Annotated in this window: 24 protein-coding genes; 11 read left to right on the plus strand and 13 right to left on the minus strand. The window is 73.2% G+C overall.

Translation table 11 applies throughout. From position 1 onward, the window contains the following. Positions 1-57 precede the first annotated feature (57 nt). Both AB0C62_RS13595 and AB0C62_RS13600 read left to right on the plus strand, forming a co-directional pair. Positions 58-1,032, plus strand: coding sequence for a helix-turn-helix domain-containing protein (locus AB0C62_RS13595; protein ID WP_362972888.1), 975 nt, complete (start codon positions 58-60; stop codon positions 1,030-1,032). A gap of 96 nt (positions 1,033-1,128) precedes the next feature. Continuing rightward, positions 1,129-1,986 (plus strand): hypothetical protein, encoded by an 858-nt coding sequence (locus tag AB0C62_RS13600; protein WP_362972600.1) that lies wholly within the window; start codon positions 1,129-1,131, stop codon positions 1,984-1,986. Positions 1,987-2,025: 39 nt separating this feature from the next. Here AB0C62_RS13600 and AB0C62_RS13605 read toward each other — a convergent pair whose 3' ends face one another. The 4 genes from AB0C62_RS13605 to AB0C62_RS13620 all read right to left on the minus strand — a co-directional run bounded on the left by AB0C62_RS13605 (position 2,026) and on the right by AB0C62_RS13620 (position 6,173). Further along, a complete protein-coding gene (locus AB0C62_RS13605) occupies positions 2,026-2,580 on the minus strand; it encodes a TetR/AcrR family transcriptional regulator (protein ID WP_362972602.1) in 555 nt (184 codons plus the stop codon). Further along, positions 2,577-2,939, minus strand: coding sequence for a DUF1304 domain-containing protein (locus tag AB0C62_RS13610; protein WP_362972604.1), 363 nt, complete (start codon positions 2,937-2,939; stop codon positions 2,577-2,579). The genes AB0C62_RS13605 and AB0C62_RS13610 overlap by 4 nt, the downstream gene beginning before the upstream one ends. Before the next feature lie 95 nt (positions 2,940-3,034). Beyond that, positions 3,035-4,666, minus strand: coding sequence for an amidohydrolase (locus AB0C62_RS13615; RefSeq protein ID WP_362972606.1), 1,632 nt, complete (start codon positions 4,664-4,666; stop codon positions 3,035-3,037). A 13-nt stretch (positions 4,667-4,679) separates the two neighbouring features. Continuing rightward, positions 4,680-6,173, minus strand: coding sequence for an APC family permease (locus tag AB0C62_RS13620; protein ID WP_362972608.1), 1,494 nt, complete (start codon positions 6,171-6,173; stop codon positions 4,680-4,682). Between the two features lie 119 nt (positions 6,174-6,292). Between AB0C62_RS13620 and AB0C62_RS13625 the strand changes: the two genes are divergently transcribed. The 3 genes from AB0C62_RS13625 to AB0C62_RS13635 all read left to right on the plus strand — a co-directional run bounded on the left by AB0C62_RS13625 (position 6,293) and on the right by AB0C62_RS13635 (position 8,084). Continuing rightward, positions 6,293-7,057 (plus strand): TetR/AcrR family transcriptional regulator, encoded by a 765-nt coding sequence (locus AB0C62_RS13625; protein WP_362972610.1) that lies wholly within the window; start codon positions 6,293-6,295, stop codon positions 7,055-7,057. A 90-nt stretch (positions 7,058-7,147) separates the two neighbouring features. Then, positions 7,148-7,609 (plus strand): pyridoxamine 5'-phosphate oxidase family protein, encoded by a 462-nt coding sequence (locus AB0C62_RS13630; protein WP_362972612.1) that lies wholly within the window; start codon positions 7,148-7,150, stop codon positions 7,607-7,609. Positions 7,610-7,691: 82 nt separating this feature from the next. Next, entirely contained in the window at positions 7,692-8,084 is a 393-nt protein-coding gene (locus AB0C62_RS13635; RefSeq protein WP_358815848.1) for a VOC family protein, read from the plus strand. Positions 8,085-8,126: 42 nt separating this feature from the next. On the opposite strand, the gene AB0C62_RS13640 is transcribed toward AB0C62_RS13635, so the two are convergent. Further along, positions 8,127-8,435, minus strand: coding sequence for a DUF4235 domain-containing protein (locus AB0C62_RS13640; protein ID WP_362972614.1), 309 nt, complete (start codon positions 8,433-8,435; stop codon positions 8,127-8,129). A gap of 291 nt (positions 8,436-8,726) precedes the next feature. Here AB0C62_RS13640 and AB0C62_RS13645 point away from each other — a divergent pair, with 291 nt between their 5' ends. Then, entirely contained in the window at positions 8,727-9,701 is a 975-nt protein-coding gene (locus AB0C62_RS13645; RefSeq protein ID WP_362972890.1) for a cation diffusion facilitator family transporter, read from the plus strand. Between the two features lie 137 nt (positions 9,702-9,838). Here the strand turns inward: AB0C62_RS13645 and AB0C62_RS13650 are convergent, their stop codons facing one another. The 3 genes from AB0C62_RS13650 to AB0C62_RS13660 all read right to left on the minus strand — a co-directional run bounded on the left by AB0C62_RS13650 (position 9,839) and on the right by AB0C62_RS13660 (position 11,655). Next, positions 9,839-10,282, minus strand: coding sequence for a nitroreductase family deazaflavin-dependent oxidoreductase (locus AB0C62_RS13650; protein WP_362972616.1), 444 nt, complete (start codon positions 10,280-10,282; stop codon positions 9,839-9,841). A gap of 191 nt (positions 10,283-10,473) precedes the next feature. Beyond that, complete coding sequence (locus tag AB0C62_RS13655) at positions 10,474-10,935, minus strand: carboxymuconolactone decarboxylase family protein (protein WP_267049198.1); 462 nt, start codon at positions 10,933-10,935, stop codon at positions 10,474-10,476. Between the two features lie 90 nt (positions 10,936-11,025). After that, complete coding sequence (locus tag AB0C62_RS13660; RefSeq protein ID WP_362972618.1) at positions 11,026-11,655, minus strand: LysE family transporter; 630 nt, start codon at positions 11,653-11,655, stop codon at positions 11,026-11,028. Positions 11,656-12,013: 358 nt separating this feature from the next. Between AB0C62_RS13660 and AB0C62_RS13665 the strand changes: the two genes are divergently transcribed. Beyond that, positions 12,014-13,258 carry a cytochrome P450 gene (locus tag AB0C62_RS13665; protein ID WP_362972620.1) on the plus strand — a complete coding sequence of 415 codons (1,245 nt, stop codon included), beginning with the start codon at positions 12,014-12,016 and terminating at the stop codon, positions 13,256-13,258. Between the two features lie 12 nt (positions 13,259-13,270). Next, on the plus strand, positions 13,271-13,471 hold the full coding sequence (locus AB0C62_RS13670; protein ID WP_351432150.1) for a ferredoxin: 201 nt from the start codon (positions 13,271-13,273) through the stop codon (positions 13,469-13,471). Between the two features lie 443 nt (positions 13,472-13,914). Here AB0C62_RS13670 and AB0C62_RS13675 read toward each other — a convergent pair whose 3' ends face one another. Continuing rightward, on the minus strand, positions 13,915-14,892 hold the full coding sequence (locus AB0C62_RS13675; RefSeq protein ID WP_362972622.1) for a sigma-70 family RNA polymerase sigma factor: 978 nt from the start codon (positions 14,890-14,892) through the stop codon (positions 13,915-13,917). A 69-nt stretch (positions 14,893-14,961) separates the two neighbouring features. On the opposite strand from AB0C62_RS13675, the gene AB0C62_RS13680 reads away from it, so the two are divergent. Continuing rightward, complete coding sequence (locus tag AB0C62_RS13680; protein ID WP_362972624.1) at positions 14,962-15,723, plus strand: NAD(P)H-dependent oxidoreductase; 762 nt, start codon at positions 14,962-14,964, stop codon at positions 15,721-15,723. Positions 15,724-15,732: 9 nt separating this feature from the next. After that, on the plus strand, positions 15,733-16,281 hold the full coding sequence (locus AB0C62_RS13685; RefSeq protein WP_362972626.1) for a flavoprotein: 549 nt from the start codon (positions 15,733-15,735) through the stop codon (positions 16,279-16,281). Positions 16,282-16,284: 3 nt separating this feature from the next. Here AB0C62_RS13685 and AB0C62_RS13690 read toward each other — a convergent pair whose 3' ends face one another. The 4 genes from AB0C62_RS13690 to AB0C62_RS13705 form a co-directional block, all read right to left on the minus strand. Beyond that, positions 16,285-18,141, minus strand: a complete 1,857-nt coding sequence (locus AB0C62_RS13690; RefSeq protein ID WP_362972628.1) for a phospholipid carrier-dependent glycosyltransferase — start codon at positions 18,139-18,141, stop codon at positions 16,285-16,287. Positions 18,142-18,248: 107 nt separating this feature from the next. Further along, positions 18,249-18,911, minus strand: coding sequence for a DUF308 domain-containing protein (locus tag AB0C62_RS13695; protein WP_362972630.1), 663 nt, complete (start codon positions 18,909-18,911; stop codon positions 18,249-18,251). 125 nt (positions 18,912-19,036) lie between these two features. Next, on the minus strand, positions 19,037-19,234 hold the full coding sequence (locus AB0C62_RS13700) for a hypothetical protein (protein ID WP_362972632.1): 198 nt from the start codon (positions 19,232-19,234) through the stop codon (positions 19,037-19,039). 115 nt (positions 19,235-19,349) lie between these two features. After that, positions 19,350-21,005, minus strand: a complete 1,656-nt coding sequence (locus AB0C62_RS13705; RefSeq protein ID WP_362972634.1) for an MFS transporter — start codon at positions 21,003-21,005, stop codon at positions 19,350-19,352. Positions 21,006-21,293: 288 nt separating this feature from the next. On the opposite strand from AB0C62_RS13705, the gene AB0C62_RS13710 reads away from it, so the two are divergent. Further along, complete coding sequence (locus tag AB0C62_RS13710) at positions 21,294-23,948, plus strand: LuxR C-terminal-related transcriptional regulator (RefSeq protein WP_362972636.1); 2,655 nt, start codon at positions 21,294-21,296, stop codon at positions 23,946-23,948. Positions 23,949-23,987: the final 39 nt, after the last annotated feature.

Raw genomic sequence — 23,987 nt, forward strand, 5'->3', positions numbered from 1 at the left:
TACGATCGTGCCATGGAGCGGACGGACGAGGTGGACCAGGTGGACCCGGTGGACCGGATGAAGCAGGCGAGGTCGGTCAGGGCGGCCGGGCACGTGGAGCGCGTCGTCGTGCTGGCGCTCGACGGCGTCTACCCGTTCGAGCTGGGCATCCCCAGCCGGATCTTCGGCGCGGCCGAGGGCCGGTACGAGGTACTGACCTGCACGGTCGACGGAGGCCCGGTCCGTACCGAGACGGACTTCTCCGTCACGGTCGACCACGGCCCCGAGATCATGGGCACCGCCGACACGGTGGTGATCGCGGCGGTCACGCCCTCCAAGGTGACCCCGGAGATCTCCGACGAGGTGGCCGCCGCCCTCGCGCACATCCGCCCCGGAACCCGCATCGTCTCCATCTGCACGGGCGCGTTCGTGCTGGCCGCCGCCGGGCTGCTGGACGGACGCCGGGCCACCACGCACTGGTACGTCGCGGAGCAGTTCCGGCGCATGTTCCCGCGCGTCGACCTCGACCCCGACGTCCTGTTCGTCGACGACGGCGAGATCCTCACGTCGGCCGGCGCGGCGTCCGGCATCGACATCTGCCTGCACATCCTGCGCGAGGACCACGGCAGCGAGCTGGCCAACCGGGTGGCCCGTCGCTGTGTGGTGCCGCCGCTGCGCGAGGGCGGCCAGGCCCAGTACATCGAGCTGCCGGTGCCGGAGTTCTCCACGGCGAGCACGGCGGCGACCCGCGCCTGGGCGCTGGCCCGTCTCGGGGACCCGCTCACCCTGAGCGATCTCGCGGGCCACGCGCGGATGAGCCTGCGCACCTTCGCCCGCCGTTTCAACGACGAGGTGGGCATGAGCCCGGGCCGCTGGCTCATCCAGCAGCGGGTGGCGCGGGCCCGCCATCTGCTGGAGGCCAGTGACCTGTCGGTGGACCAGATCGCCGGCGAGGTCGGTTTCGCGACGGGCGCCTCCTTGCGCCAGCACCTGCACGCCACGATCGGCGTCTCGCCGCAGGCGTACCGGCGGACGTTCCAGGCGACGCGCTGAGCCCGGCCCGTCCTCTACCCGCCGGTCACCGAACGATCTCCGTGCCCCCCCGCGTCGTAGGAGCACGAACACGGAACGGTGTGACGGGGGTTGGGTATGCGCAGAGGGATCGCGGCCGGAGTGGTGCTGGCCGGGCTGGCGTTGGCGGGGTGCGGCGGCGCGGGCGGGCGGGACGACCTGGTGGTGACCGGCACCCCGCCGGCCTCGCCCTACACGGGGTCGCTCCATCTGCCCTCGGAGAAGAACTCGGGGGACGGTGAGCCCGAGCCGGGGGAGGGTTCGGGCGCGGCGGGCAAGGCGCTGGAGTGCGACGGCGCGATCTTCTCGGGCGGCGGGTCGGACCGGTGGAGCAAGCGGGACGGTGGCTCGACCCCCGAGGAGGGGCTGAACGCGTACTTCGACATCTACCAGCCCGAGGAGCCCGACTACGGCTACCGCGTGGAGCGACGGGAGGGCGACCGCGTGCTGTTCTCCTTCGACGTGAAGGGCAGGACCAAGGTCGCGGTCGTCGTCGCCAAGGACCAGCCGCACCGCCCGGGTTGGGGCCCGGAGACCAGCGCGTCCTGTGATCCGTCCGAATGGCCGGCGAGCTACGCCAGGTCCAAGGGCTACGAGATCTGGGAGGACCGAAAGGGCCACCGCGTGCCGACCACGAAGGTGAGCAGCTCACCCGGCGCCGAGCACTGCGACTGGCAGAGCGCGCACTTCCTCACCCTCGGCGACGGCCCGAACTCCCGCCAGTACGTGCGCGATCCGAAGGAGATCTTCGAGCCCGAGTCGTTGAGCGGCAGGTACGACGGGGAGGTCCGTATGCCGGCGGACGCGCACGACACGGGGTACCACTACCGCGACTGGAACCTTTGGCTGGCGGCGGACAAGTCGACGGCGTACATCCGCACCTCCGACGGGGTGGAGGCCTGGCCGGCGGTGAGGGACGGGTTCGGCTGCAGGTAGGAAGCGCGGCGGGTCCTGGCCAACGGCGTGCCGGACCCGTCAGCGACTCATGTGCAGCGCGACGAGCAGCTGCCAGACCTCGTCGGCGACCGCGTCCGGGGTGCCCTCCAGCAGGCCGTGCAGCCAGTCAGCGAGGACGCCGGCGAACGTGGCGGCGACCGCGGAGGCCACGAGCGGGGCGTCCGGTGCGCCGGCGAGCGTGCGTTCGGCGAGGCTGCGGGCCCGCAGGTCGTGGTGGAGCACCCGGCCCAGCGGGCCACCGCCGCCCGGGCTCAGCAGAGAGCGGTACAGGCTTGTGTGCGGGGCGAGTTGGGCGAAGAAGTCGTGCAGCGCGGGCGGTGCGGACACCGGGTCGGGCCGCCCGCGCCACGCGTGCAGCGCCTCCACCGCCTCCCGTACGACATCGGCGCAGGCGTCGACGGCCAGCGCCTCCAGGTCGGCGTAGTGCACGTAGAAGGTGGCCCGGCCCACCCCGGCCCGCCGGGCGAGCGCGGCGACGCCGGTCTCCTCCAGGGGGTGTTCGGCGCATTCGTCGAGCAGTGCCTGCCGCAGTTTCGCGCGGGTCCGGGCGGCGCGCGGGTCGTCGGGTGTCACCGGGCGAGGAGGACGGCGGCGAGGGCGACGGCGCCGGGCAGGGCCTGGGCGAACAGGATGCGTCGGTTGGCCGTGGCCGCCCCGTACACACCGGCCACCACGACACAGGAGAGGAAGAAGACCTGGGCGCGGAACCCGGTCGGGTCCGTGGCGATCAGCCCCCACACCAGGCCCGCGGCCAGAAAGCCGTTGTACAGCCCCTGGTTGGCGGCGAGCGGAGCGGTCGCGCGCGCCATCTCGGGGTCGAATCCGTGCAGCCCCCGCCCCGGTTTCTTCTCCCAGAGGAACATCTCCAGCACCAGGATGTACACGTGCAGCGCGGCCACCAGGCCCACCAGCACATTCGCGACCGTCTGCATGGTCTGTGGCTCCGTTCACGGACACACTTCACACTTCTTGGACAGGTGCCCAATATAGATGGACACCTGTCCAGGAAGCTAGCGCGTCGTGGGCGTCACGCGTCCGGGGCCGCGTACACCCGCTCCCCGCCGACGTAGGTGAGCGCGACCCCGGTCTCCTTGATCGCCTCCGGGTGACCCGCGAAGGGGTCGCGGTCCAGGACGACGAGGTCCGCGAGGGCGCCCGGCCGCACGACGCCGGTGTCGTCGAGGTGGTTCACGTACGCCGTTCCCGCGGTGTAGGCCGTCAACGCGGCGGTGAGGTCCAGGCGTTCGTCCGGCAGGAACACCGGGCCGGGCTCGTCGGGGCTCACCCGGTTCACCGCGACGTGGATGCCCTGCAGCGGGTCGGGGCTGCTGACCGGCCAGTCGCTGCCGGCCGCGAGACGCGCGCCGGAGCGGAGCAGCGCGCCGAACGGGTACTGCCAGGCGGCCCGTTCGGGGCCGAGGAAGGGGATGGTGAGTTCGTCCATCTGCGGTTCGTGCGCGGCCCACAGCGGCTGGATGTTCGCCGTGGCGCCGAGGTGCGCGAACCGGGCCACGTCGTCGGGGTGGACGACCTGGAGGTGCGCCAGATGCGGGCGGGTGTCGCTCGGGCCGTTCGCCTTGCGGGCCGCCTCGACCGCGTCCAGGGCGTGCCGCACGGCACCGTCGCCCAGCGCGTGGAAGTGGCACTGGAATCCGAGTGCGTCCAACTCGCTGACGTACGAAGGGAGGTGGGCCGGATCGATGAAGCTCTTGCCCCGGTTCGCCGTGGCGCAGCCGCACGTGTCGAGGTACGGGTCGATGAGCGAGGCGGTGCCGTTCTCGGCGACCCCGTCCAGCATCAGCTTGACGCTGGTCGCGCGGAACCTGCCGTGGTCCAACGCGGCCCGCCGCTCGACGAGTTCGGGGATCTGCTCGGCGCCGCGCGCCCGGTCCCACCACAGTGCGCCGACCACCCGCGCGGTCAGCGAACCGTCGCGCGCGGCCGTCATGTACGCCTCGGACGGGTCCTCCATGCCGAGGAAGGTGCCGACGATCGCGTCCTGCCACGCGGTGATGCCGAGCGCGTGCAGATGCCGTTGGGCGTGCAGCAGGGCGGCGAGCCGGTCGGCCGCCGTGGCCGGGGGAGTGAGCCGGCCGACGTACTGCATGGCTCCTTCCTGGAGCATGCCGGTGGGCTCGCCCGAAGCGTCCCGCTCGAACCGCCCGTCGGCCGGATCGGGTGTGTCGCGGGTGACCCCCGCCAGCTCCAGCGCGCGGCTGTTGACCCAGGCGCCGTGGTGGTCCCGGTTGGGCAGATACACGGGCCGGTCCGGTACGACCGTGTCCAGCAGCTCCCTGGTCGGCGTGCCACCGGCGAAGGCCTCCATGGACCAGCCGCCGCCGAGGATCCACTCCCGTTCGGGGTGGGCGTCGGCGTAGGCCCGGACGGCGGCGACGGTGTCCTCGGCGGTCTTCGTGCCGGTCAGGTCGCACTGGGCCAGTTCCAGGCCGGCCGGGACCGGATGGACGTGCGCGTCCTGGAACCCGGGGAGCAGGAGCCTCCCGGCCAGGTCCACGACCTCGGTGTCCGGGCCCCGCAGATCGAGGACCTCGGAGGTGCCGACGGCGGTGATCCGGTCGCCGGTGACCGCCACCGTGGTCGCGGTGCGGCCCTCGGGGGTGAACACCGGGCCGCCGGTGAGGATGAGGTCAGCGTGCATGCTTTTCTGTTCCTTAGTTGGTGGTTGCCAGGAGCTGGGGCGCGTCGGCGTCGGTGCCCCGTCCGGTGGCGAAGTAGGGGGACTTACGGACCCACTTGGCCCAGGCGGCCGCGGCGAACCCCGAGACGACCATGAGGGTGGGCGTCAGCAGCAGGAACCAGCCGTTGTCCGCGCTCACCTCGAAGTGGTCGGTCGAGGTGTAGAAGGACCAGGCCAGATAACCGCCGAGACCGAGCAGCGCGCAGGCGCTCAGCGCGGGGAAGACGACCGCGCGGAGGCCCACCCGCCAGTCCTCCCGGAGCAGTCCGCGGAAGCGGACGGCGGCCGCGAGTGCGGTGAGGGCGTAGGACAGCGCGACGACGATCCCGACCGCGTTGACCGTCGCCATGATCATGTCGGCGAGCCGGGGGATCACCAAGGCCAGACCCGCCACGACCACGGCCAGCGCGCCGATCAGCAGCGTTCCGACGGCCGGGGTCCCGTACCGGGTGTCGACCCGCGACCACACGGGCCCGAGCGTACGGTCCCGGCTCATCGCGAACATCCCGCGCGCCGTCGGGATCACGCCCGCCTGGAGCGAGGCGACCGCCGAGAACATCAGGGCGACCAGCGGCAGCGCGGCCAGCGGCTGATCGGCGAGCCGGTTCCCCAGGAAGGCCAGCCCCTCGGCACCGTGTCCGGCCAACTCGTCCTCTGACAGCACCCGTTGGAAGGCCACCGAGCCGAGCAGGAAGAGGCCCAGCATCGTCACCAGTGTGATCGTCCCGGCCCGGGAGGCGTCCCGCGGGTCGCGCACCTCCTCGTTCACGGTGAAGGCCGCCTCGAAGCCCCAGTAACAGAACACCGACAGCAGCAGTCCCTGGGCCAGCGCCGTCGTCGAGGGGATCTGGAAGGGGTCGAACCAGCTCAGGCTGAAGGGGTGCGGGCCGGTCACGATGCCGTAGCCGCAGAAGCCGAGGAGCACCACGTACTCGAAGACCAGCAGCCCGCTCTGCAGCCGCGCCGCCGTCTTCACTCCGGTCACCGCGGTGAGGGTGACGGCGACGAGGACCACGATGCCCACGGCCGTCGTCTGGGCCGTCGAGCCCGGATCGAGCGTCAGGCCCGCCACGTCGTGCACACCCGCCTCCCCGGCGAGCTGGATCATCGCCGAACCGGTCACCGCCGTGGTGTACGCCAGGAACGCGACCGTGGCGACGATGCTCACCCAGCCGACCAGGAAGCCCAGCCAGGGGCTGAGCGAACGGCCCACCCACACATAGCCGTTGCCCGCGTTCGGCTCGACCTGGTTCAGCCGGGAGTAGGCACCCGCGATCCCGAGGATCGGCAGGAAGGCCAGCAGCATGATCGCGGGCAGATGCAACCCGACCACCCCGGCCGTCACCCCCAGCCCGATGCCGATGCTCGTCGTCGCCGCGGTGCTGGACGCGGCGATGGCGACGCCGTCCGCCACACCGAGGGTCCTGCGCAAGGACGGGGGATCCACACCGTACGGCTTCTGCGTCATGGCCTGCTCCGATCGCACCCGGGGCCTGATTCCGGCCCGATGACCGGAAATGAAACTGCCCGGGGCCTTAACAGGTCAACGCCGTTGTCATAAGGTGCCGGGACCGGAGGGAGACCGCCATGACGTCCGCCAACGACCGTGTCGTCCCCGCCGCCGCCCGGCGGCGCAGACGCCCCACCAAGACAGGCGTGGTCCTCTCCGAGGAACTGATCGTCCGGACCGCGCTGCGACTGCTCAAGGAGCACGGCGCCGACGCCCTCACCGTCCGCCGCCTCGGCCTGGCCCTCGGCGCCGACCCGAGCGCCCTCTACCGCTACTTCCGCGACACCGACGACCTGCTCCTCGCCGTCGCCGACGAGCTCATCGGCCGTACGCTGCGCGACTGGCGGGCCACCGGCGACTGGCGCGCCGACCTCCGCGAGCTCGGACTGCGCGTCCACGCCGGAGCCCTCGCCCATCCGCAGGCCGCCGTGCTCAGCTCCTACCGGGTGACCGGCCGCGTCCACGAGATCGAGGCGGTGGAGACGATCATCGGCGTGCTGCGCGGCGCAGGCTTCCCCGACCCCGACGCCGTACGGATCTATCACGCGTTCGTCGACCAGTCCCTGGCGTTCGCGGCTCTCGACGCCGCGAGTGTCGCCCTGCCCCCGGCCGCGCGCGAGGCGGAGGCCGGCGTGTGGCGGGCGATGTACGCGCGGCTGCCCGCCGACAGCCACCCGAACATCGCGGCGACCGCCCACCACCTGGTGCGCGACATGGGGCGCAGCGCCTACCCGACCGCCCTCGACCTGCTGCTGAGCGCGGCCGCGGCCCGGCTCGCGGAGATCGAGGGCGCCCGGAGGACGTCCGGAGCGGGGGCGCGGCCGCCCGGCCCGTCACACTGAGGGCCGCTCCACCGTCATCCCCGTGGACCGACGCGCACGCCCCGCCCCGGGGGTGCCGTTCCCGCACGCCGACCAGGAGGCCGTCCGCAGATGAACCCGCCCGCCCGCACCGCGAAGCAGCGCAAGCAGGACACGCTCGCCCGGCTGGAGAGCGACGTCGACACCTGGGTGTCCACCGCCGACGGCACCGGCGGCACGCCCTACCTCGTACCCCTGTCCTACCTCTGGGACGGTACGACCCTGCTGCTGGCGACCCCGGCAGCCAGTCCCACCGGCCGCAACCTGCGGTCGAGCGGCACCGTGCGGCTCGGTATCGGACCGACCCGCGACGTCGTCATGATCGACGGCACCGTGGAGACCCTGGAGGCCGGCGAACTGCCGGACGGGGTGGGGGACGCCTTCGCGACGAGGACCGGCTTCGACCCCCGTGCACTCACCGCCCACTACCAGTACTTCCGGGTCACACCGCAGCGGGTGCAGGCCTGGCGCGAGGCGAACGAGATCGCCGGACGCGACCTCATGCGCGGCGGCACGTGGCTCGTGGCCGACTGAATCGGCCGTACGGGGTAACCCGGGACGGCAGGGCAGTGGCGGCCGGACGCCGGCCGTCGTCCCGGAACCCTACGGAGGACATATGGCACTCGTCACGGCAGCGGTCGTGGTGCTGGACTGCGCCGAGCCCGAGAAGCTCGCCGCGTTCTACAAGGAGATGCTGGGCGCGGAGGAGACGGACGCGAGCGGCAACCGCGTCGAGATCAAGGGCGCCGACGGCATGCGGATGGCCTTCCGCCGGGACGTGACCGCCACCCCGCCGAGCTGGCCGCGCCCCGAGAACTCGTTCCAGGCCCACATCGACTTCCACGTCGAGGATCTCGACGCGGCGGAGCGCCAGGTGATCGGCCTCGGCGGACGCCCGCTGGAGACCAAGGACATGTCGGGCCCGTACGAGGAACGCGGCTACGCGGACCCGTCCGGGCACTCCTTCACGCTGCGGTGCGTCCGCTCCACGGCGCCCAAGCAGGGCTGATCCGGCGGGCCCCGTCCAGGTGGCGGGGCCCGCCGGACCGGTTCAGTCGCGGCCGCCGCTCTTGGCGGTGGCGGGCCACACGCCCGTCGAACGCTCTATGGCCTTCGCACCCGACCGGTCCACCGCGCTCCGGACGACGGCGAAGATCGCGCCCTGGATGGCGGCGGCGAGGAGCACCTCGCCCCAGCCGCGATCCCGGTCGAGGGCGTCGGGGGCGTTCTCCTCGTGCCGGATGGCCATCCAGGTCTTCTGGAAGGCGAGCCCGGCCAGGGAGCCTCCGGCCCAGCTCAGCGCGAAGCCGACGGGCTTGTAGGCCAGGGACAGCTTCTGCTTCTTCTGCTTCTTGGACACTGGGGCTCCTTCTCGCTTTCGGTGCAGGGGCGGCCGTGGGCGTACACCGCCCGGTCCGACGCGGTACGAGTGCCCGAAGTATGCCCACCGATTCCCTCCGCCCGCATGGTTGAGGTGCGGGGGCAGGGGAAACCGGCCGGGGTGACCAGTGAAGACACGAAGGAACAGCCGGACAGCACGCCAGCCGACACGGGGGAGAGCGAGGGCAAAGGCAAAGGCAAAGGCAAGGGCAAGGGCAAGGGCAAGGGCGAGGGCACGAGCAACGGATCCGACAGCAGTACGCGGGTCACCGTGTTCGTGGCGCTGGGCGCCAACCTGCTGATCGCCGTGGCCAAGGCCGTCGGCGGCCTGCTCTCGGGCTCACCCGCGCTGCTGTCCGAGGCCGCGCACTCCGTGGCGGACAGCCTCAACGAGGTCTTCCTGCTCGCCGCGCTCCGCCGCAGCAAACGCCCGGCCGACCGCAAGCACCCCTTCGGCTACGGCAAGGAGCGGTTCTTCTGGTCCCTTCTCGCCGCTGTCGGCATCTTCGTCATGGGCGGCTGCTTCTCCTTCTTCCAGGGCTTCGAAGCCCTGCGCAACGGCGCCGAGGAGTCCTTCAGCGGCTACATGGTCGGCATCGCGGTCCTCGTCGTGTCGTTGCTCGCCGAGGGCGCCTCGCTGCTGCGGGCCCTCTTCCAGGTACGCGGCCAGGGCGGCGCGGCGGGGATGAAGGACCCGGCCCTGCGGACCGTCGTCGCCGAGGACGGCACCGCGGTGCTCGGCGTCACCCTCGCGATCATCGGCATGGTGCTGCACATGGTCACCGGCCAGGTCGTGTGGGAGGCGTCGGCCTCCTTCGCCATCGGACTGCTGCTCGTCTTCGTCGCCTTCTGGCTCGGCCGGGACGCCCGTGACCAGCTGATCGGGCGGGCTGTCGACGAGGAGGAGAGCGACCGGATCCGTGAGCTGCTGAAGGCGCAGCCCGAGATCGACAGTGTCGAGGCGCTGCTGACCATGGAGCTGGGCCTCGACTCGACGCTGGTGGCCGCACGGATCGACCTCGTCCCCGGACTCGACAGCGAGGAGGTCGAGGACGTGGCCGTCCGCATCAAGCGTTCCGTCGCCCACACCTTCCCGGCGGCCGACCAGATCTTCCTGGACGTGACCGACGCGAAGACCGCGCGGGCTGCCGCACGGCGCGGCGAGACCGGGGTGAGCGACTGGGGGCACGTCGACGACACGGCAGCGGAAAGCCCCGCCGCGACGGGGGAGCGCGGCGGGGCCTGACGGCCGGGTGCCCGGCGTCCGTGGGTTCATGCGCTCCGGTCCCGTGGCCGTCCCCGCCGGGCTGTCCGGACACACGCGTGGCCCGCGCCGGCGACGATGCCGGCCCGGGCCACGGACGGGTGCGCGTCCCGCAGGCGTCAGTCGGTCGGCTCCAGCACGAAGACGGGGATCTCCCGGTCGGTCTTCTTCTGGTAGTCGGTGTACGGGGGGTACGCGGCGACCGCGCGCTCCCACCACTGGGCCTTCTCGTCGCCGGTGATCTCCCGCGCCGTGTACTCCTTGCGGACGGGTCCGTCCTGGAGTTCGACGTGCGGGTCGGACTTGATGTTGAAGTACCAGACCGGGTGCTTGGGGGCGCCGCCGAGCGAGGCGACCACCGCGTAGCGCCCGTCGTTCTCGACCCGCATCAGGGGGGTCTTGCGGATCTTCCCGCTCTTGGCTCCGCGTGTCGTGAGGAGGATGACCGGCAGGCCGGTGTCCGCCAGCGTCGTCCCCTTGGTCCCGCCGGACCCCTCGTACAACTCCACCTGGTCCCGCACCCACTGGGTCGGGCTGGGTTCGTACTCGCCCTCGAGTGGCATGACTTCCGTCCCATCATCGCGTCGGACTGGTCGTGTCTCGGCACGATTCAACACCAGAGCGGACGTGAATCTTCCGCACCGGTGGCCCGAGTTGCGGCTCGCGTCGGCGTGTGCGGCCGCCGGGGTCGGGCACGCTCCGCGCCTCCGACGCGTGCGGGCGGGGGGGCCGGGTCGGCCCCCGGCGACCGGGTTCATCCCCAGGTCGCGCCCGCAGGCTCCTTGATGGTGGCGTTGAGTCGGTTGAAGAAGTTGGTCGTGGCGATCCACAGGATCAGCGCGGCGACCTGCTGCTCGTCGTAGTGGTCGGCCACCTCGTCCCACAACTCGTCGGAGACCGCGTCCCCGCCGCGGTCGTTCAGCCGGGTCATCTCCTCGGCCAGGGCCAGCGCGGCCCGCTCGGCGTCCGAGTAGTAGGGCGCCTCGCGCCACGCCGCGACCGACCACAGCCGCTCGTCCGTGAGGCCGGCCTTCCGCCCGCCCCTGCCGCCCGCGTCGACGCAGGCGCTGCACCCGTTGATCTGACTGGCCCGCAGGTGGACGAGTTCCAGTGTCTGCTGGGGGACACCGCCCTTGTTCGTCGCCTTGTACAGCCCCTGTATCGCCTCCATGGCGCCGGGAAGGATCATCGCCGGGTTCTTCATCCGTGCCTGCATCGCGCTCTCCTCGACCGTCCGCGGCGCCCGTCGCGCCGTCATCGCACTGACGGAGCCCGGCGCTGGAATGTGACAGGCGGAGCGAACGGGTCACGACGCCACGAACACCCGTACGGCGAGCAGCATGATCACCGCGCTCGACACCAGCCCCGTGACCAGCCGTCCCCGCTGACCCGTCAGGGCCCGGCCCAGCAGGGCGCCGCCCCCGGCGAGGAAGAGCTGCCAACTGGCGGACGCGGCGAACGCGGCGAGCACGAACACCCCCTGCTCCAGCGGACGGACGGCCTCGGCGGTACGGCTGCCGAGCACCAGCGCGGCGAAGTAGACGACCGTGGTGGGGTTGAGCAGCGTGATCCCCAGCAGCGTCAGATAGGCGCGCGCCGGGTGCGGCGGGTCCTGCACGGAGCGGGCGGCGAGGCGCCGTTCGCGGTACTGCCGCAGTGCGCCGACCGCACCCCGGACCGCCAGAACCGCGAGGACCAGGGCCGAGGCCCGGCGCAGCGGTACCAGGACGGGCTGGAGGGCGGAGGCGAGTGCCGTACCACCGAGCGCGGCGACGAGGGCGTACAGCCCGTCGGCCGTGGCGACGCCGAGCGCCGCGCAGACACCGGTCCGCAGGGTCGTGCGCGCGGTGAGGGAGACGAGGTAGGTCGCGACCGCTCCGACGGGCACGGCGATGCCGTAGCCCGCGAGAAGGCCCGCGAGCAGCGCGGCGGTCACGACGCGGAACGGTCGGGCCTCCGCGGGCGGCCGGGCTGCTGCTGGACCCGCACCGGACGAACGGCGGCGGCGGTCGGCGGCAGGAAGGCTTCGATCGTGGACATGGGCCGATGTTCGGGGCACCGGATCTGCGCACGCAACCGAATTTCGGAAGGGGTGTCCAGGTGCGGATCAGGCCACGCGCGCGGCGCCGGGGCGAGGGTGGGCGCCGGAACGCCAAGGGAAGCGGAACGTGTGCCGCCGCACTTCGGCCAGATCGGGCGAACGGCGCATCTGGCCGAACTTCGCGTGGCCACATAGATGCCTGGGGCATCTAATGAAGATCGGTAAGAGGGAACCATCGCTTGCGAGGTCACTCATGACAGAAGCCCCCCTGACCCACCGACCCCCCACGTCACAGGCCCCCGCGTCGCAGCTCACCGACCCGGTCGCGTTTCCGCAGGACCGTACGTGCCCCTACCACCCGCCCGCCGGCTACCAGCCGCTGCGCGAGGAACGCCCTCTCTCACGGATCTCCCTGTTCGACGGGCGCGCGGTGTGGGTGGTCACCGGTCATGCCGCCGCCCGGGAGCTCCTCTCCGACCAGCGGCTGTCCTCGGACCGCACGCTGCCCGCCTTCCCTGCGACCACCGAGCGGCTGGCCGCGTCCCGAGACCGCCGGGTCGCGCTGCTCGGCGTCGACGACCCCGAACACCACGTCCAGCGCCGCATGCTGGTGCCGAGTTTCACGCTCCGGCGGATCGGCGCCCTGCGCCCCCGTATCCAGGAGACCGTGGACCGCCTCCTGGACCGGATGGCCGAACAGGGCCCGCCCGCAGAGCTGGTGAACGACTTCGCGCTCCCCGTGCCCTCCACGGTGATCTGCGCGCTCCTCGGCGTCCCGTACGCCGACCACGACTTCTTCGAGGCACAGTCCCGCCGGCTGCTGCGCGGTCCCGGCGGAGCCGACGTCGACGCGGCCCGGAGCCAACTGGACGACTACTTCGGCTCGTTGATCGACCGCAAGCAGGCGGAACCCGGGGACGGGCTGCTCGACGAACTCATCCACGACCAGATGCGGGAGGGCAAGGTCGACCGGCAGGAGCTGATCCGGCTGGCGACCATCCTGCTGGTGGCCGGGCACGAGACGACGGCCAACATGATCTCGCTGGGCACCTTCACGCTGCTCCGGCATCCGGAACAGCTCGACGAACTGCGGGCCGACCCGGGGCTGATGCCCGCCGCGGTCGAGGAACTGCTGCGGTTCCTGTCCATCGCGGACGGGCTGCTGCGGGTCGCGACCGAGGACATCGAGGTGGGGGACAGGACGATCCGCGCCGACGACGGCGTGGTCTTCTCCACCTCCGTCATCAACCGTGACGCGCGGACCTTCCCCGACCCCGACGACCTGGACTGGCACCGGCCGGCCCGGCACCACGTCGCGTTCGGCTTCGGCATCCACCAGTGCCTCGGGCAGAACCTCGCCCGGGCCGAGATGGAGATCGCGCTGCTGTCGCTCTTCGACCGCTTCCCCACCCTGCAGTTGGCGACCCCCGCGGACGCCGTCCCGTTCAAGCCCGGGGACACGATCCAGGGGATGCTCGAACTCCCCGTGACCTGGTAGCGGAGGTCCGGCATGAGTGTCGACATCGCGATCGACAAGGACGTCTGCATCGGCGCGGGCCAGTGCGCCCTCGCTGCGCCGCGCGTCTTCACCCAGGACGACGACGGGTTCAGCGAACTGCTGCCGGGCGGCACGGACGGCGGGGGCGACCCGATGCTGCGGGAGGCGGCACGGGCCTGCCCGGTCGCCGCCATCACCGTGAAGGAGGCGTGAGGGCCGGCCCTCGCCGGAGGGGGGTCGTAGGTCCGCACGACCCGGGGGCCGGTTGCGAGTCGGCCTGCGGCTCCCGGTCGGGTGCCGATGTGCGGTCCACGGGGACGGTTGCGGGACGGCCTGTGGCCCCCGGTCGGGTGCCGATGTGTGGTCCCCGGGGCCGGTTGCGGCGGCCTGCGGCCCACGGGTCGGTTGCCTGCTCGTCGGGGGCCCGTCCGTGTGCGGACCATCCGCGGCCCCCGGCCGAGTGCGGGCGGCCTGTGACGGCGTCGGCCGGCGGTCTCAGCAGGGCGGCCCCCTGATCACCTGTCCGATCGGATCCGGACCTGCCCCGGACCTCCCCCGCATCCCGTGCGACGGGCACTTACCGAGGTGTCCGCCGCCACCGGCGCGGGCCGCTCTCGCGGCCGGGACGGCCGCGCGCGACGTCCGGCCCTTCCCCATCAGCGCGGGCCTCCGGCTCGCCCGGTCCGGTCCGCGGAGGCCCGCGGTTCGCCCGGCGGCTCCCGGCGGGGTTCCGATCCGGTCGGCCCGGACCATCCCTCCGGTACGGCCAGATCGAGCGCGCGCAGGCGTACGGGGTCGGCGATCACCTCGTACGACGTGATCCGCTCGCCGTCGACCGCGACGGTCAGGGCGAGGAGCAGCCGGCCCCCCGGGGCCACCACCAGGCCGGCCCTTCCGTCGAGCAGTGCCGGAGCGGCGTGCAGGGCCTGCCGCCTGAGCAACACCGTCTCCGCCGCGACGGCGCGTGCGCCCCGGACCTCCGTGGGTACGCCCGCCGGCACCGCGCCGGGGTCGGCCCGGCGGACGACATCGGGGTCGAGGACCGCGAGCAGGGCGCCGATGTCGCCGCCCCGCGCCGCGGCGAGGAACGCCTCCACCACCCGCCGCTGCACGGCGAGATCGACCGCGGACACCGCCGGGGTGCCCCGCACCTTGTGCCGCGCCCGGCTCGCGAGCTTCTTGGCGGTGGTCCGGGTACGGTCCACGACAGGAGCGATGTCCTCGAACGGCACGGCGAACAGGTCGTGCAGGACGAACGCGATCCGCTCGGCCGGGGTGAGCGTGTCGAGCACCACGAGCAGCGCGAGTCCGACGGCGTCGGCCCGTTCGGCCTCCCGAGCCGGATCGGCCCCGTCGTCAGGCGCTTCGAACGCCTCCGGAAGCGGCCCCCCGACGAACTCCTCGCGCCGTGCCGTGCGGGCGCGCAGCATGTCCAGGCAGATCCGGGACACCACCGTGCGCAGCCAGCCGGGCAGGTTCTCCACCGTGCCCGCGTCGACGCGGCCGAGCCGCAGCCAGGTCTCCTGGACCGCGTCGTCCGCCTCGCTCGCGGAACCGAGCATCCGGTGGGCCACCGCCCACAGCCGGCCGCGCTGCGCCTCGAACCGCAGCGCCAGCTCGTCGTGCCCGTCCATCGGTCACCTTTCCTCGTCGCGCCCCGTCCCTCCTATGACGTCCACGATCCCCCCGAGGTGACACGAACCATGCCCACGCAGACGACTGCCTCCCGCCCCGCCGCCCTGCTCCACCTGGACTCCAGCGCCGGCGAACGCGAGGACTCGGTGAGCCGGCGGCTGACCGCCCTGTTCGCGGAGTCCTGGTGCGCGGCCCACGGCACGGACGGACACGTCCACCGCGATCTCGTCTCCGAACCCGTCCCGCCGATCGGCCCGGCCTACCCCGTGCTCGGACGGCGCGTCGAACGCCAGGGCCTCGTACCTCCCGGCAAGGTCGCCGCCCTCGTCGAGAACGCCGCCGAAGAACGCGAGTGGTCCCTGACCCGACCTCTGATCACCGAACTCCTCGCCGCCGACACCGTGTTGCTCGGCGTGCCGATGTACAACTTCTCGGTGCCGGCCGCCCTGAAGGCATGGATCGACCGGGTGACCTTCCCCGGCGCCTTCCGCGACCCCGACAACGGGGAGAGTCTGCTGCGCGACACGCGTGTGGTGGTGGTCATGGCGCGAGGCGGCGGCTACGGACCGGGCACGCCCCGCGAGGGCTACGACTTCCAGACGCCCTATCTGCGGGCCTGGTTCGGGGCCCTCGGAGTCACCCCGTCCCATCTGCACCTCGTGGCGGCCGAGTTGACCCGGTCGGCCGACGTTCCCGAACTCGCCGGACTCACCGGGCTCGCCGACGCCTCCCTGGCGGCGGCGCGGGCCGCGGTGACCGCGCTCGCGCATCGATCCACCGGTGCGGGAGCCGGCACGGGACCCGTCGGGCACCGGCCCGACACCCTTTAGTGTTCCGGTGTGAGCGAACCGACCGAGAAGCCCTTCCTCTACGTCGTGGTGTGCGCGGCGGGCGTCGCCGAGGACATCGACACGCTGATCACCGCGGCTCACCGGCGGAACTGGGAGGTCGGTGTCATCGCCACCCCCCAGGGCCTCGGCTTCTTCGACGCGGCCGCCGTCGAGGCGCGGACCGGCCGGCCCCTCCGCTCCGCCTGGCGGACCCCCGGCGAGCCGCGCCCCTTCCCCGCCCCGGACGCGGTGGCCGTCGCGCCCGCCACCTTCAACACCGTCAACAAGTGGGCGGCCGGCATATCGGACACGCTCGCCCTCGGAACGCTGAACGAGGCGTACGGACTCGGCGTCCCGATCGCCGTACTGCCGTGCGTGAACGAGGCGTTGGCGGTTCACCCCGCCTACCGCGCGAGCGTCGAGCGGCTGACCGGGATGGGCGTGCGCTTCGGCGACCCGTATGCGGGCGAGGCCCAACAGGACGGCGGGCGAGGGGACTTCCGGTGGGAGCGGGTCCTGGACCTGCTGGGTGCCCCGGACGGGGAGGACGGCCGCTGACGGTCAGGGCCGTCGGAACACGGTGATCGAGTGGCCGACGTCGTCGACCGGCCGGCTGCCGGCGAGGAGCGCCTTCAGTCGTGCGTCGGCCTTGGCGATCGCGGTGTCGGACACGGCGAGCAGACCGTGCACCCGCTCCGGCGGCACCGTGCGCGGATCGGCCGCGTCGATCCCGTACGCGGCGGGCACACCGGCGCCCTTGTACACGAGCCACACCTTCTCGTGCGGATGCTCCCGGCGGAGCCGGTCCGCCAGGCGCCCGAGGTCCTGGCCCCAGTCGACGTTCGAGTCGTGCAGACGCAGCCGGGTCTCGGCCGGGCCGCCGAACGCCTCGTTGGCGTACGGGAGGTAGTAGGGGTACGTCAGCAGGGAGCTGACCGCGACGAACAGGACGAGCGCCGCCGCGCCGATCCCCGCCCAGCGCCGCCGCACGACGACGGCACAGCCCGCCACGACCGCGAGGAACACCGGCACGAAGAGCGCGTAGCGCACGCCGAGATCACGGGAGCCGGTCATCGCCGCGGCCAGCAGCACGGCGGGCGGGAGCAGAAGGTACGGAACGGCGGGCCGCAGCCGGCGTACGGCCGTCAGCGCGGTGGTGCCGGCCGCCCACAGGGCCGCCATGCCGAGCGGGGTCTTCACCAGCAGCGCGGCCGGCAGGTAGTACCAGAGGGAACCCCGGTAGAGACGGCCGAAGAGGAAGCCCTGCCAGACCGTGTCCTCGAAGCCGAACTGGACGCGCATGCCGTCCCGGTAGGGCTGGGGGAGGGGCAGCAGGTCGACGAGCAGCGCCCGCAGTCCGTGCACCGCGGGCAGGCCCGGGGGTGGCGTCCAGCGCAGCCGGGGGTCGACCGCGAGATAGGTCGCCCAGACCGTGACGACGGCCACCAGAGCCATCCCGGCCGCCGCCGGCGCACCGGTCCGGAGCAGCCGTAGGACCCCACCGGCGTGGTGCGGCCCGGCCGATCGCGGCGGCCGGACCTCCGCCGCCTCGGCACCGCGCGGCTCGACGGCCGGGTCGGACGGTCGGTTCCCCGCGCCCTCGTCGTGCTGTGCCGCGGTGCCCGTCCCGGAGCGCCGGGTCCCGGCCCCTTCGCCGTCGCGCGGTGCGGCGTCGGGAGCGGGGCGGCCCGCGTGCCGTACGGACAGGACAGCGAGGAGCAGCAGCACCGGGACCGCCGGCAGCGTGCTCATCTTCGTGGCCAGGGCCGCGCCGAGGGCCACGCCGGCGAGCGGCACGTACAGCCGGGGCCGCCGCCGGGCCCGCCACAGCAGCCACACCGACGTCAGGAGGAAGTCGGACGCGGGGACGTCGAGCGTGGCCAGTGAGCCGTGGGCGATCACGTCCGGTGAGAGCGTGTACAGCGCGAGCGCCACCAACGCGCCCAACCGGCCGACGAGTTCACGGGTGAACGCGAGGACGACCAGACCGAACAGCAGCGTCAGGACGATCACCGGCAGCCGCGCCCACAGCATCACCCGCCACGGGTCGTTGCCGGACTCGTACAGCAGATGCCGGCCCAGCTCCGTCTGGTCGCCCCGGAACGCGGGGTCGAGGTGCGGGCGGGCGAACAGCATCCCGGCGCCGACGATCAGTTTGCCCAGCGGCGGATGCTCCGGGTTGTAGCGCAGGCTGTGCTGCTGGACATAGACCACGGCCGTGCCCGCGTAGACGGGCTCGTCGATCGTCGGCGTCTGCTCCACGGCCGTGGTCACCATCGCGACCGTCATCTGCGCCAGCAGCAGGATCACCGCCACCGCGAACAGCGCCCGTCGGCGCCGTCGCAGACCTTCCCACCGCCCCGTGGAGGGCGTCGCGTCGCCGCCCGCCGGCACGCGGTCGTCGTGCCTGCTGGCCATGAAAGTCGGCATGCCCCTTGGTACGTGCGCGGCTCCCCGGCCTGCTCACCGGCAGGCACCCGAATTCGTCGGGGACTTCCCGCACGGACGGGACGGCGGGAGCCCCCTCAGATCGGCGAGGCCGGATCGCGCGGTGTGACCGCCAGCGCCCTGCGCAGGGCGGCCCGCCAGGCGAAGGCTACGGCCAGCTCGACCAGGCCGATCAGGATCATCCACAGGCCGAGCAGCCGCGTCAGGGCGCGCGCCGACTCGGTCGGCAGGGCGAGGACCACGATGCCCGCGATGACGCCGATCGCCGCCGCGCACAGCACGAACCCGCGGTGCGGCAGATCCCTGGCGGCCAGGGCGGTGTAGGCGGTGAGGACACCGGAGACCAGCCAGACGATGCCGATGATCACCGACAGCGCGGCGATGGTCTGCAGGGGGTTGCGCAGACACAGGACCCCGGCGAGCACGTACAGCACCGCGATCAGCAGGCCGGCGATCCGGTCGCCCTGCTCCCGGTGGCCGAAGACCGACACGAAGCGGAAGCCGCCGATCACCAGCAGGTAGAGACCGAGGAGAACGGCCAGCACGTGCAGCGTCTCCTCGGGCCACACCAGAACCAGGATGCCGGGGATCAGGGTCGCGAGCGCCGAGCCGAGGAGCCAGGTCCACGAGGCCCCGACTCCGGCCAGCAGCTCCGCCGGGTCACCCGGGGACGCCGAAGCCGTCCCGCCGGGCCCGGACTCCGACCCGGTGTGCGGCGTCGGACCACGCGATTCCGTCATGGCTCCTCCTCACGCGGTCGAGCGGACGACCGCCGGACCGCCGACGGGACGCGGGTGGATTCCCGCACTTCAGCGTCCCGCCCGCCTCTGGTGCGCGGGTCACCCCCGACGGGTGATCCTCCTGGTCATTCGGGCAGTTGGCGCATCTCCACGACGCGCAGCCCCAGCGACCGGCAGCGGGCCAGCAGCCCGTACAGGTGAGCCTCGTCGACGACGGGGCCGAACAGGATCGTCTGTCCGGAGACCACCACGTGCTCCATCTCCGGGAACGCCTCGGCGAGCGTCTCCGTCAGCTGTCCCTCGACGCGGATCTCGTAGCGCATGGTGTACTCCCCCCGGCGAGCGGCCTGGGGCAGGCGGACGGCCCTTCCCTGCGATCATCCGGCGCGGGGGCCCGTCCGCCCTCACCCGCGGCAGGTGAACGTGGGCCCGGCGCGTTCACGCGGCTCCGGGCGAGTCGGCGGGGTCGCCGGCGTCGGTGTCGGTGCCCGTGGCGGGCGACCTCGCGCCGCCCCTCCCGCGTCCGGTACGGCCGGACGGCAGATGCCCCGTGACCAGGAAGCTGACGAGCGTGATGCCGCCGGCGGCGAGGACGGCCGCCTTCAGGCCGTTCAGCTGCGCCGTCGCGTACGAGTCCGTGACCGCGTCCACCTCGCGCGGCGGCAGCCCGGCCTGCTCGGCCCCGGAACGGACCTGGTCCGTGGAGACGAAGCTGATGCCCGCCTCCAGGGCCACGCCCGTCTGCTGCCGCGCCTCCTCGGACACGCTCGGGTTCCTCTCCACCTGGGTGGTGAACGCCTGCGCCAGGGCGCCGATCAGGATCGACCCGATGAGCGCGGTGCCCAGCGCGGAGCCGAGGTTCTGCGCGGTGAACTGGAGCCCGCCGACCTCGCTGCGCTCCTTCTCCCCGACGCTGGACTGCACCACGTTGCCCAACTGCGAGGCGAGCAGGCCCATGCCGACACCGAGCAGGGCCATGGCCCCCGCGAACTGAGCGTCGTCGATGACCGGGTCGATGGTGGCCAGCAGCCACACGATGGCACCGAGCAGGGTCAGCAGGGCCAGCCGCACCACCCGGCGCGGCCCCATCACCCGCCCGAGCCGCGAGGCCAGCACGGAGGCGACCAGCATGGTGACGGACACCGGGAGCAGCCGCAGTCCGGTCTGGAACGCGTCGAAGCCCTGCACCACCTGGAGATACAGCGGGATGGCGAAGAACAGGCCGAGCAGGATGAGGTTCTGGCTGACCAGGGTCAAGAGCCCCGAGCGCAGCGGCGGCACGCGCAGCAGGGAGAGATGGACCAGCGGATCGGCGCCCTGCGCCTCCCGGTGGCGTTCCCACCGGGCGAACAGTGCGAGGACGACGACTCCGGCGGCGACGACGAACAGGGTCGGGGCGAAGCCGAGCACGGTGAACGGCGGGTTGCGGGGCTGCACCCAGCCCCAGGAACTGCTCTGGAGCACGCCGAGCACACCCAGTCCGAGGCCGGCCGCGGAGAGCGCGGCACCGACACCGTCCAGCCGGGGGCGGGGCCCGGAACGGGCCGACTCGGTGATCACCCGGCGGAAGCAGAGCATCGCGACGACGACCACGACCTCCCCGGCGAAGACCAGGCGCCAGGTCAGATACGTCGTCACCCAGCCGCCGAGGAGCGGTCCGACGGCGATGCCCGCCCCGGCGAGGCCGCCGATGACGCCGTAGGCGACCGCCCGGTCCCGGCCGGTGTACGACTCGGCCACCAGGGCCGCCATGGCAGGCAGCACCATCGCCGCGCCCAGCCCCTCCACGACCGACCAGCCGAGGGCGAGGACCCACAGGGTCGGGGCCACCGCGGTCAGGGCCGACCCGACGCCGTAGACGACGAGTCCGAGGAGGAACAGGCGGCGGCGCCCGAGGATGTCCCCGAGCCGCCCACCGGTGGCCATGAAGGCGGCCATGACCAGTGCGTAGAGCGTGATGACGGCCTGGATGGAGGTGACCTCGGTGTCGAAGTCCTCGACCAGCTGACTGATCGAGACGTTCATGACCGAGGTGTCCAGGACCATCAGGAACTGGGCCGTCCCGAGCACCATCAGCGCGTGCCAGTGCTTCACCGGTCACCACCTCACCGGGCCTGCCGGCGCCGCCGGTCCGTCGGACCCACCGCGCTCGGCTCCTGCCCTGCCTCCATCGCACCCGAGTCCGGCCGCCCGCGCCTCACCCGCCGCGGGCGACCGGAGCCTGCCTTGCGACTTCCGGTACGCGGGGTGACGATCAGTGGGCGGGACCGCTCCGGACAGTGCGCTGTGGCGCCCGGACCGCTCCGGGCAGGACCGCGCCGGAGCCGACCGCTCCGGAACGAGACGCCGCGGCGCAGCCGAGAGATCGCGGAGGCCGACCCCATGGCAGGGCTTCTGACACCGGGCGGCGATCCCCTGCTCGCCGTGCGGTTCACCGTCCCGGACCTCACCGAGACCTTCGTCCACAGACCACGCCTGGTCGACCGGCTGGCCCGGGGCGTCCAGGGCCCGCTGACCCTGGTCAACGGACCGGCGGGCGCGGGCAAGACCCTCCTCGTCGCCCACTGGGTCTCCACACGGGAACACCCCGGCGACCTGGCCTGGCTGACGGTCGAGAACGACGACGCGGGACCCGGCATCTTCTGGACGTACGTGCTGGAGGCCCTGCGACGGCACGGCGTGGCCGTACCGGACGGCGTCGGCAGCCCCGCCGGGCCCGGCGACGTGGACCACTCCCTGCTCACCCGGCTCGCCGCCTGGCTGAGCGAGCGCGCCGATCCCGTGGTGCTGGTGCTCGACGACTTCGACCGGGCGGGAGCCTCACCCGAGGTCGCGGAGGAGGTCCAGTTCGTCCTCAGCCACGCGGGCGCCGGACTGCGCCTGGTGCTCGTCAGCCGTACGGAGCCGCAGCTGCCCCTGCACCGCTACCGCGCCGCCGGAGCGGTCGCCGAGGTGCGCGGCGCCGACCTGGCGTTCGCCGTGGACGAGACGGTCGACCTGTTGCGCCACCACGACCTGAGCCTGTCGGACGGCGGGACACGGGCGCTGACCGAGTGGACCGGCGGCTGGGCGGCGGGCCTGCGGCTGTGCATCCTGGCCGCGCGGGGCGCGGACGATCCGGACACCTTCATCAAGAACTTCGAGGCGGGACGGAGCACCCTCGCCGACTTCCTGCTGGCCGAGGTGCTCGATGCGCAGCCGGACGCGACACAGGACCTGCTGCTGCGGACGAGCGTCCTCGACCAGATCCACCCGGACCTCGCCGACGTGCTGACGGGCCGGGACGACGCGCAGGCCATCCTGGCCGGACTGCGGCACGCCAACGCGTTCGTCGAGGCCATCGGGCACGGCTGGTACCGGCTGCACCCCCTCTTCGCGGAGATCCTCCGCGTCCATCTGCACGTCAGGAGCCCCGGACTCGAACCCGAGCTGCACCGGCGGGCCGCCCGCTGGCTGAGCGACGCGGGGCTCCTCGCGGAGGCGCTGCCGCATGCCGCCGGGGCGGGCGAGTGGGATCTCGCGGCGGGCCGGCTCATCGACGAACCGGCCATCGGACGGCTGCTGACGGGACTCGACGCGGAACGCCTCGACGAGCTCTTCGCCGGCATGCCGCCCGACACGGCCGGCCCGGCCGCCTGCCTGGTGCGCGCCGCCCGCGAACTCGCCCGCCACGACGTCGGGCGCGGCCTCGACCACCTCCGCCGCGCGGCCGAGGGCCTTTCCGCCGACGACGAGGACACGGCCGCCCTGCGGCTGAGCCACGCCCTACTCCGGGTCCTCGCCGCACGGCTGACCGGCTCCGCCGACCTGGCGCGGGCGGCGGCGGAGGACATGAGGACGGCGGAGCGCCGGCTGCCCGCGGAACGCCTCGGACGCCACCCGGAGCTGTCCGCGCTGATGCTCACCGATCTGGGCTCCGCGCAGCTGTGGGCGGGGCACTTCGACGACGCCGTCGCCGCGCTGTCCGCCGCCGCGCGCACCGACGACGGGCCCGCCACCGCGTACCCGCGCCACGAGTCGCTCAGCAGACTCGCCCTGATCGACTTCCTGCACGGCCGGCCGGGCCGCGCGGAGTCGCACGCGCGGGCCGCGGTCGCCGAGGCCGAACGCTCCGGCCTGCCGCCCGGTGCCCGGACGGGCGTGGCCCAGCTCGTCCTCTCCGCGGTCGCGGTCGACCGCGACGACCTCGCCGCGGCGCAGACCCACCTGGACCAGGCGACCGCCTCCTCGACGGCCTCGCGCGACCCCGTCGCGATCGCCGAACTCGCGTCCGTGCGCGCACGGACGCTGCTCGCCAAGGGACATCCGAAGGAGGCGGTACGGGTCCTGGAGGAGCTACGCCGTCCTCACGGGGTGGAACCCTCGCCCTGGGTCGACGAGCGGGCCGCGCTGCTGCTGTCCGCCGCCCACCTGGCGATGGGTGACCCGCTCGCCGCACTGGAGGCCCTCGCCGCGGACGGGCCCGGAGCTGCCGGGCCGGAGGCCACCGCGGCGGCCGCCCGGGCGCGGCTGGCCACCGGTGACGCGGCGGGGGCGCTCGCCCTGCTCGACGCGCTCCCCGCCGAGCGGGACGAGGCACCGGGCACGACGGTCCGTGTACAACTGGCCCGGGCGCAGGCCGTGGAGGCACTGGGCGACGACCTCACCGCCCAGCGGCTGGTGGCGCGTGCCCTGCGGGGAGCCCGCCCCGAGCACCTGAGGAGGCCGTTCGTGGAGGCGGGCCCCTGGCTGCCGGCGCTCGTGCGGCGCCGGCCCGCCCTGGCCCAGGGACACGACTGGCTCCCGGTGGTGGCCGCGGCGGGAAGCCGGCGGCCGGGCCGGCCCGAGGACCTCGTCCCGGTGGTCGAGCCGCTCAGCGAACGCGAGCGCGAAGTGCTGGAGCGCCTGGCGCAGATGATGTCGCGGGACGAGATCGCCGCCGACCTCCACCTGTCCGTCAACACGGTCAAGACCCATCTCAAGAGCGTCTACCGCAAGCTGGCCGCGACGCGCCGCGGGGAGGCGGTGCGCCGCGCCCGCGACCTGCACCTCCTGTGAACGCCCGGGTCGGCCGGGACCGTCGCCCGGCCGACGCCG

This window comes from Streptomyces sp. NPDC048643 (assembly GCF_040650615.1).
Classification (GTDB): Bacteria; Actinomycetota; Actinomycetes; order Streptomycetales; family Streptomycetaceae; genus Streptomyces.

Bases quoted from the DNA above. Each gene is read 5' to 3' on its own strand.
- AB0C62_RS13655 (WP_267049198.1), bottom strand. From the start codon at position 10,935: ATGCAGGCACGGATGAAGAACCCGGCGATGATCCTTCCCGGCGCCATG.
- AB0C62_RS13670 (WP_351432150.1), top strand. From the start codon at position 13,271: ATGAGTGTCGACATCGCGATCGACAAGGACGTCTGCATCGGCGCGGGC.
- AB0C62_RS13630 (WP_362972612.1), top strand. From the start codon at position 7,148: ATGAACCCGCCCGCCCGCACCGCGAAGCAGCGCAAGCAGGACACGCTC.
- AB0C62_RS13680 (WP_362972624.1), top strand. From the start codon at position 14,962: ATGCCCACGCAGACGACTGCCTCCCGCCCCGCCGCCCTGCTCCACCTG.
- AB0C62_RS13635 (WP_358815848.1), top strand. From the start codon at position 7,692: ATGGCACTCGTCACGGCAGCGGTCGTGGTGCTGGACTGCGCCGAGCCC.
- AB0C62_RS13625 (WP_362972610.1), top strand. From the start codon at position 6,293: ATGACGTCCGCCAACGACCGTGTCGTCCCCGCCGCCGCCCGGCGGCGC.
- AB0C62_RS13595 (WP_362972888.1), top strand. From the start codon at position 58: ATGAAGCAGGCGAGGTCGGTCAGGGCGGCCGGGCACGTGGAGCGCGTC.
- AB0C62_RS13665 (WP_362972620.1), top strand. From the start codon at position 12,014: ATGACAGAAGCCCCCCTGACCCACCGACCCCCCACGTCACAGGCCCCC.
- AB0C62_RS13615 (WP_362972606.1), bottom strand. From the start codon at position 4,666: ATGCACGCTGACCTCATCCTCACCGGCGGCCCGGTGTTCACCCCCGAG.
- AB0C62_RS13675 (WP_362972622.1), bottom strand. From the start codon at position 14,892: ATGGACGGGCACGACGAGCTGGCGCTGCGGTTCGAGGCGCAGCGCGGC.
- AB0C62_RS13620 (WP_362972608.1), bottom strand. From the start codon at position 6,173: ATGACGCAGAAGCCGTACGGTGTGGATCCCCCGTCCTTGCGCAGGACC.
- AB0C62_RS13710 (WP_362972636.1), top strand. From the start codon at position 21,294: ATGGCAGGGCTTCTGACACCGGGCGGCGATCCCCTGCTCGCCGTGCGG.
- AB0C62_RS13700 (WP_362972632.1), bottom strand. From the start codon at position 19,234: ATGCGCTACGAGATCCGCGTCGAGGGACAGCTGACGGAGACGCTCGCC.
- AB0C62_RS13600 (WP_362972600.1), top strand. From the start codon at position 1,129: ATGCGCAGAGGGATCGCGGCCGGAGTGGTGCTGGCCGGGCTGGCGTTG.
- AB0C62_RS13650 (WP_362972616.1), bottom strand. From the start codon at position 10,282: ATGCCACTCGAGGGCGAGTACGAACCCAGCCCGACCCAGTGGGTGCGG.
- AB0C62_RS13690 (WP_362972628.1), bottom strand. From the start codon at position 18,141: ATGGCCAGCAGGCACGACGACCGCGTGCCGGCGGGCGGCGACGCGACG.
- AB0C62_RS13695 (WP_362972630.1), bottom strand. From the start codon at position 18,911: ATGACGGAATCGCGTGGTCCGACGCCGCACACCGGGTCGGAGTCCGGG.
- AB0C62_RS13610 (WP_362972604.1), bottom strand. From the start codon at position 2,939: ATGCAGACGGTCGCGAATGTGCTGGTGGGCCTGGTGGCCGCGCTGCAC.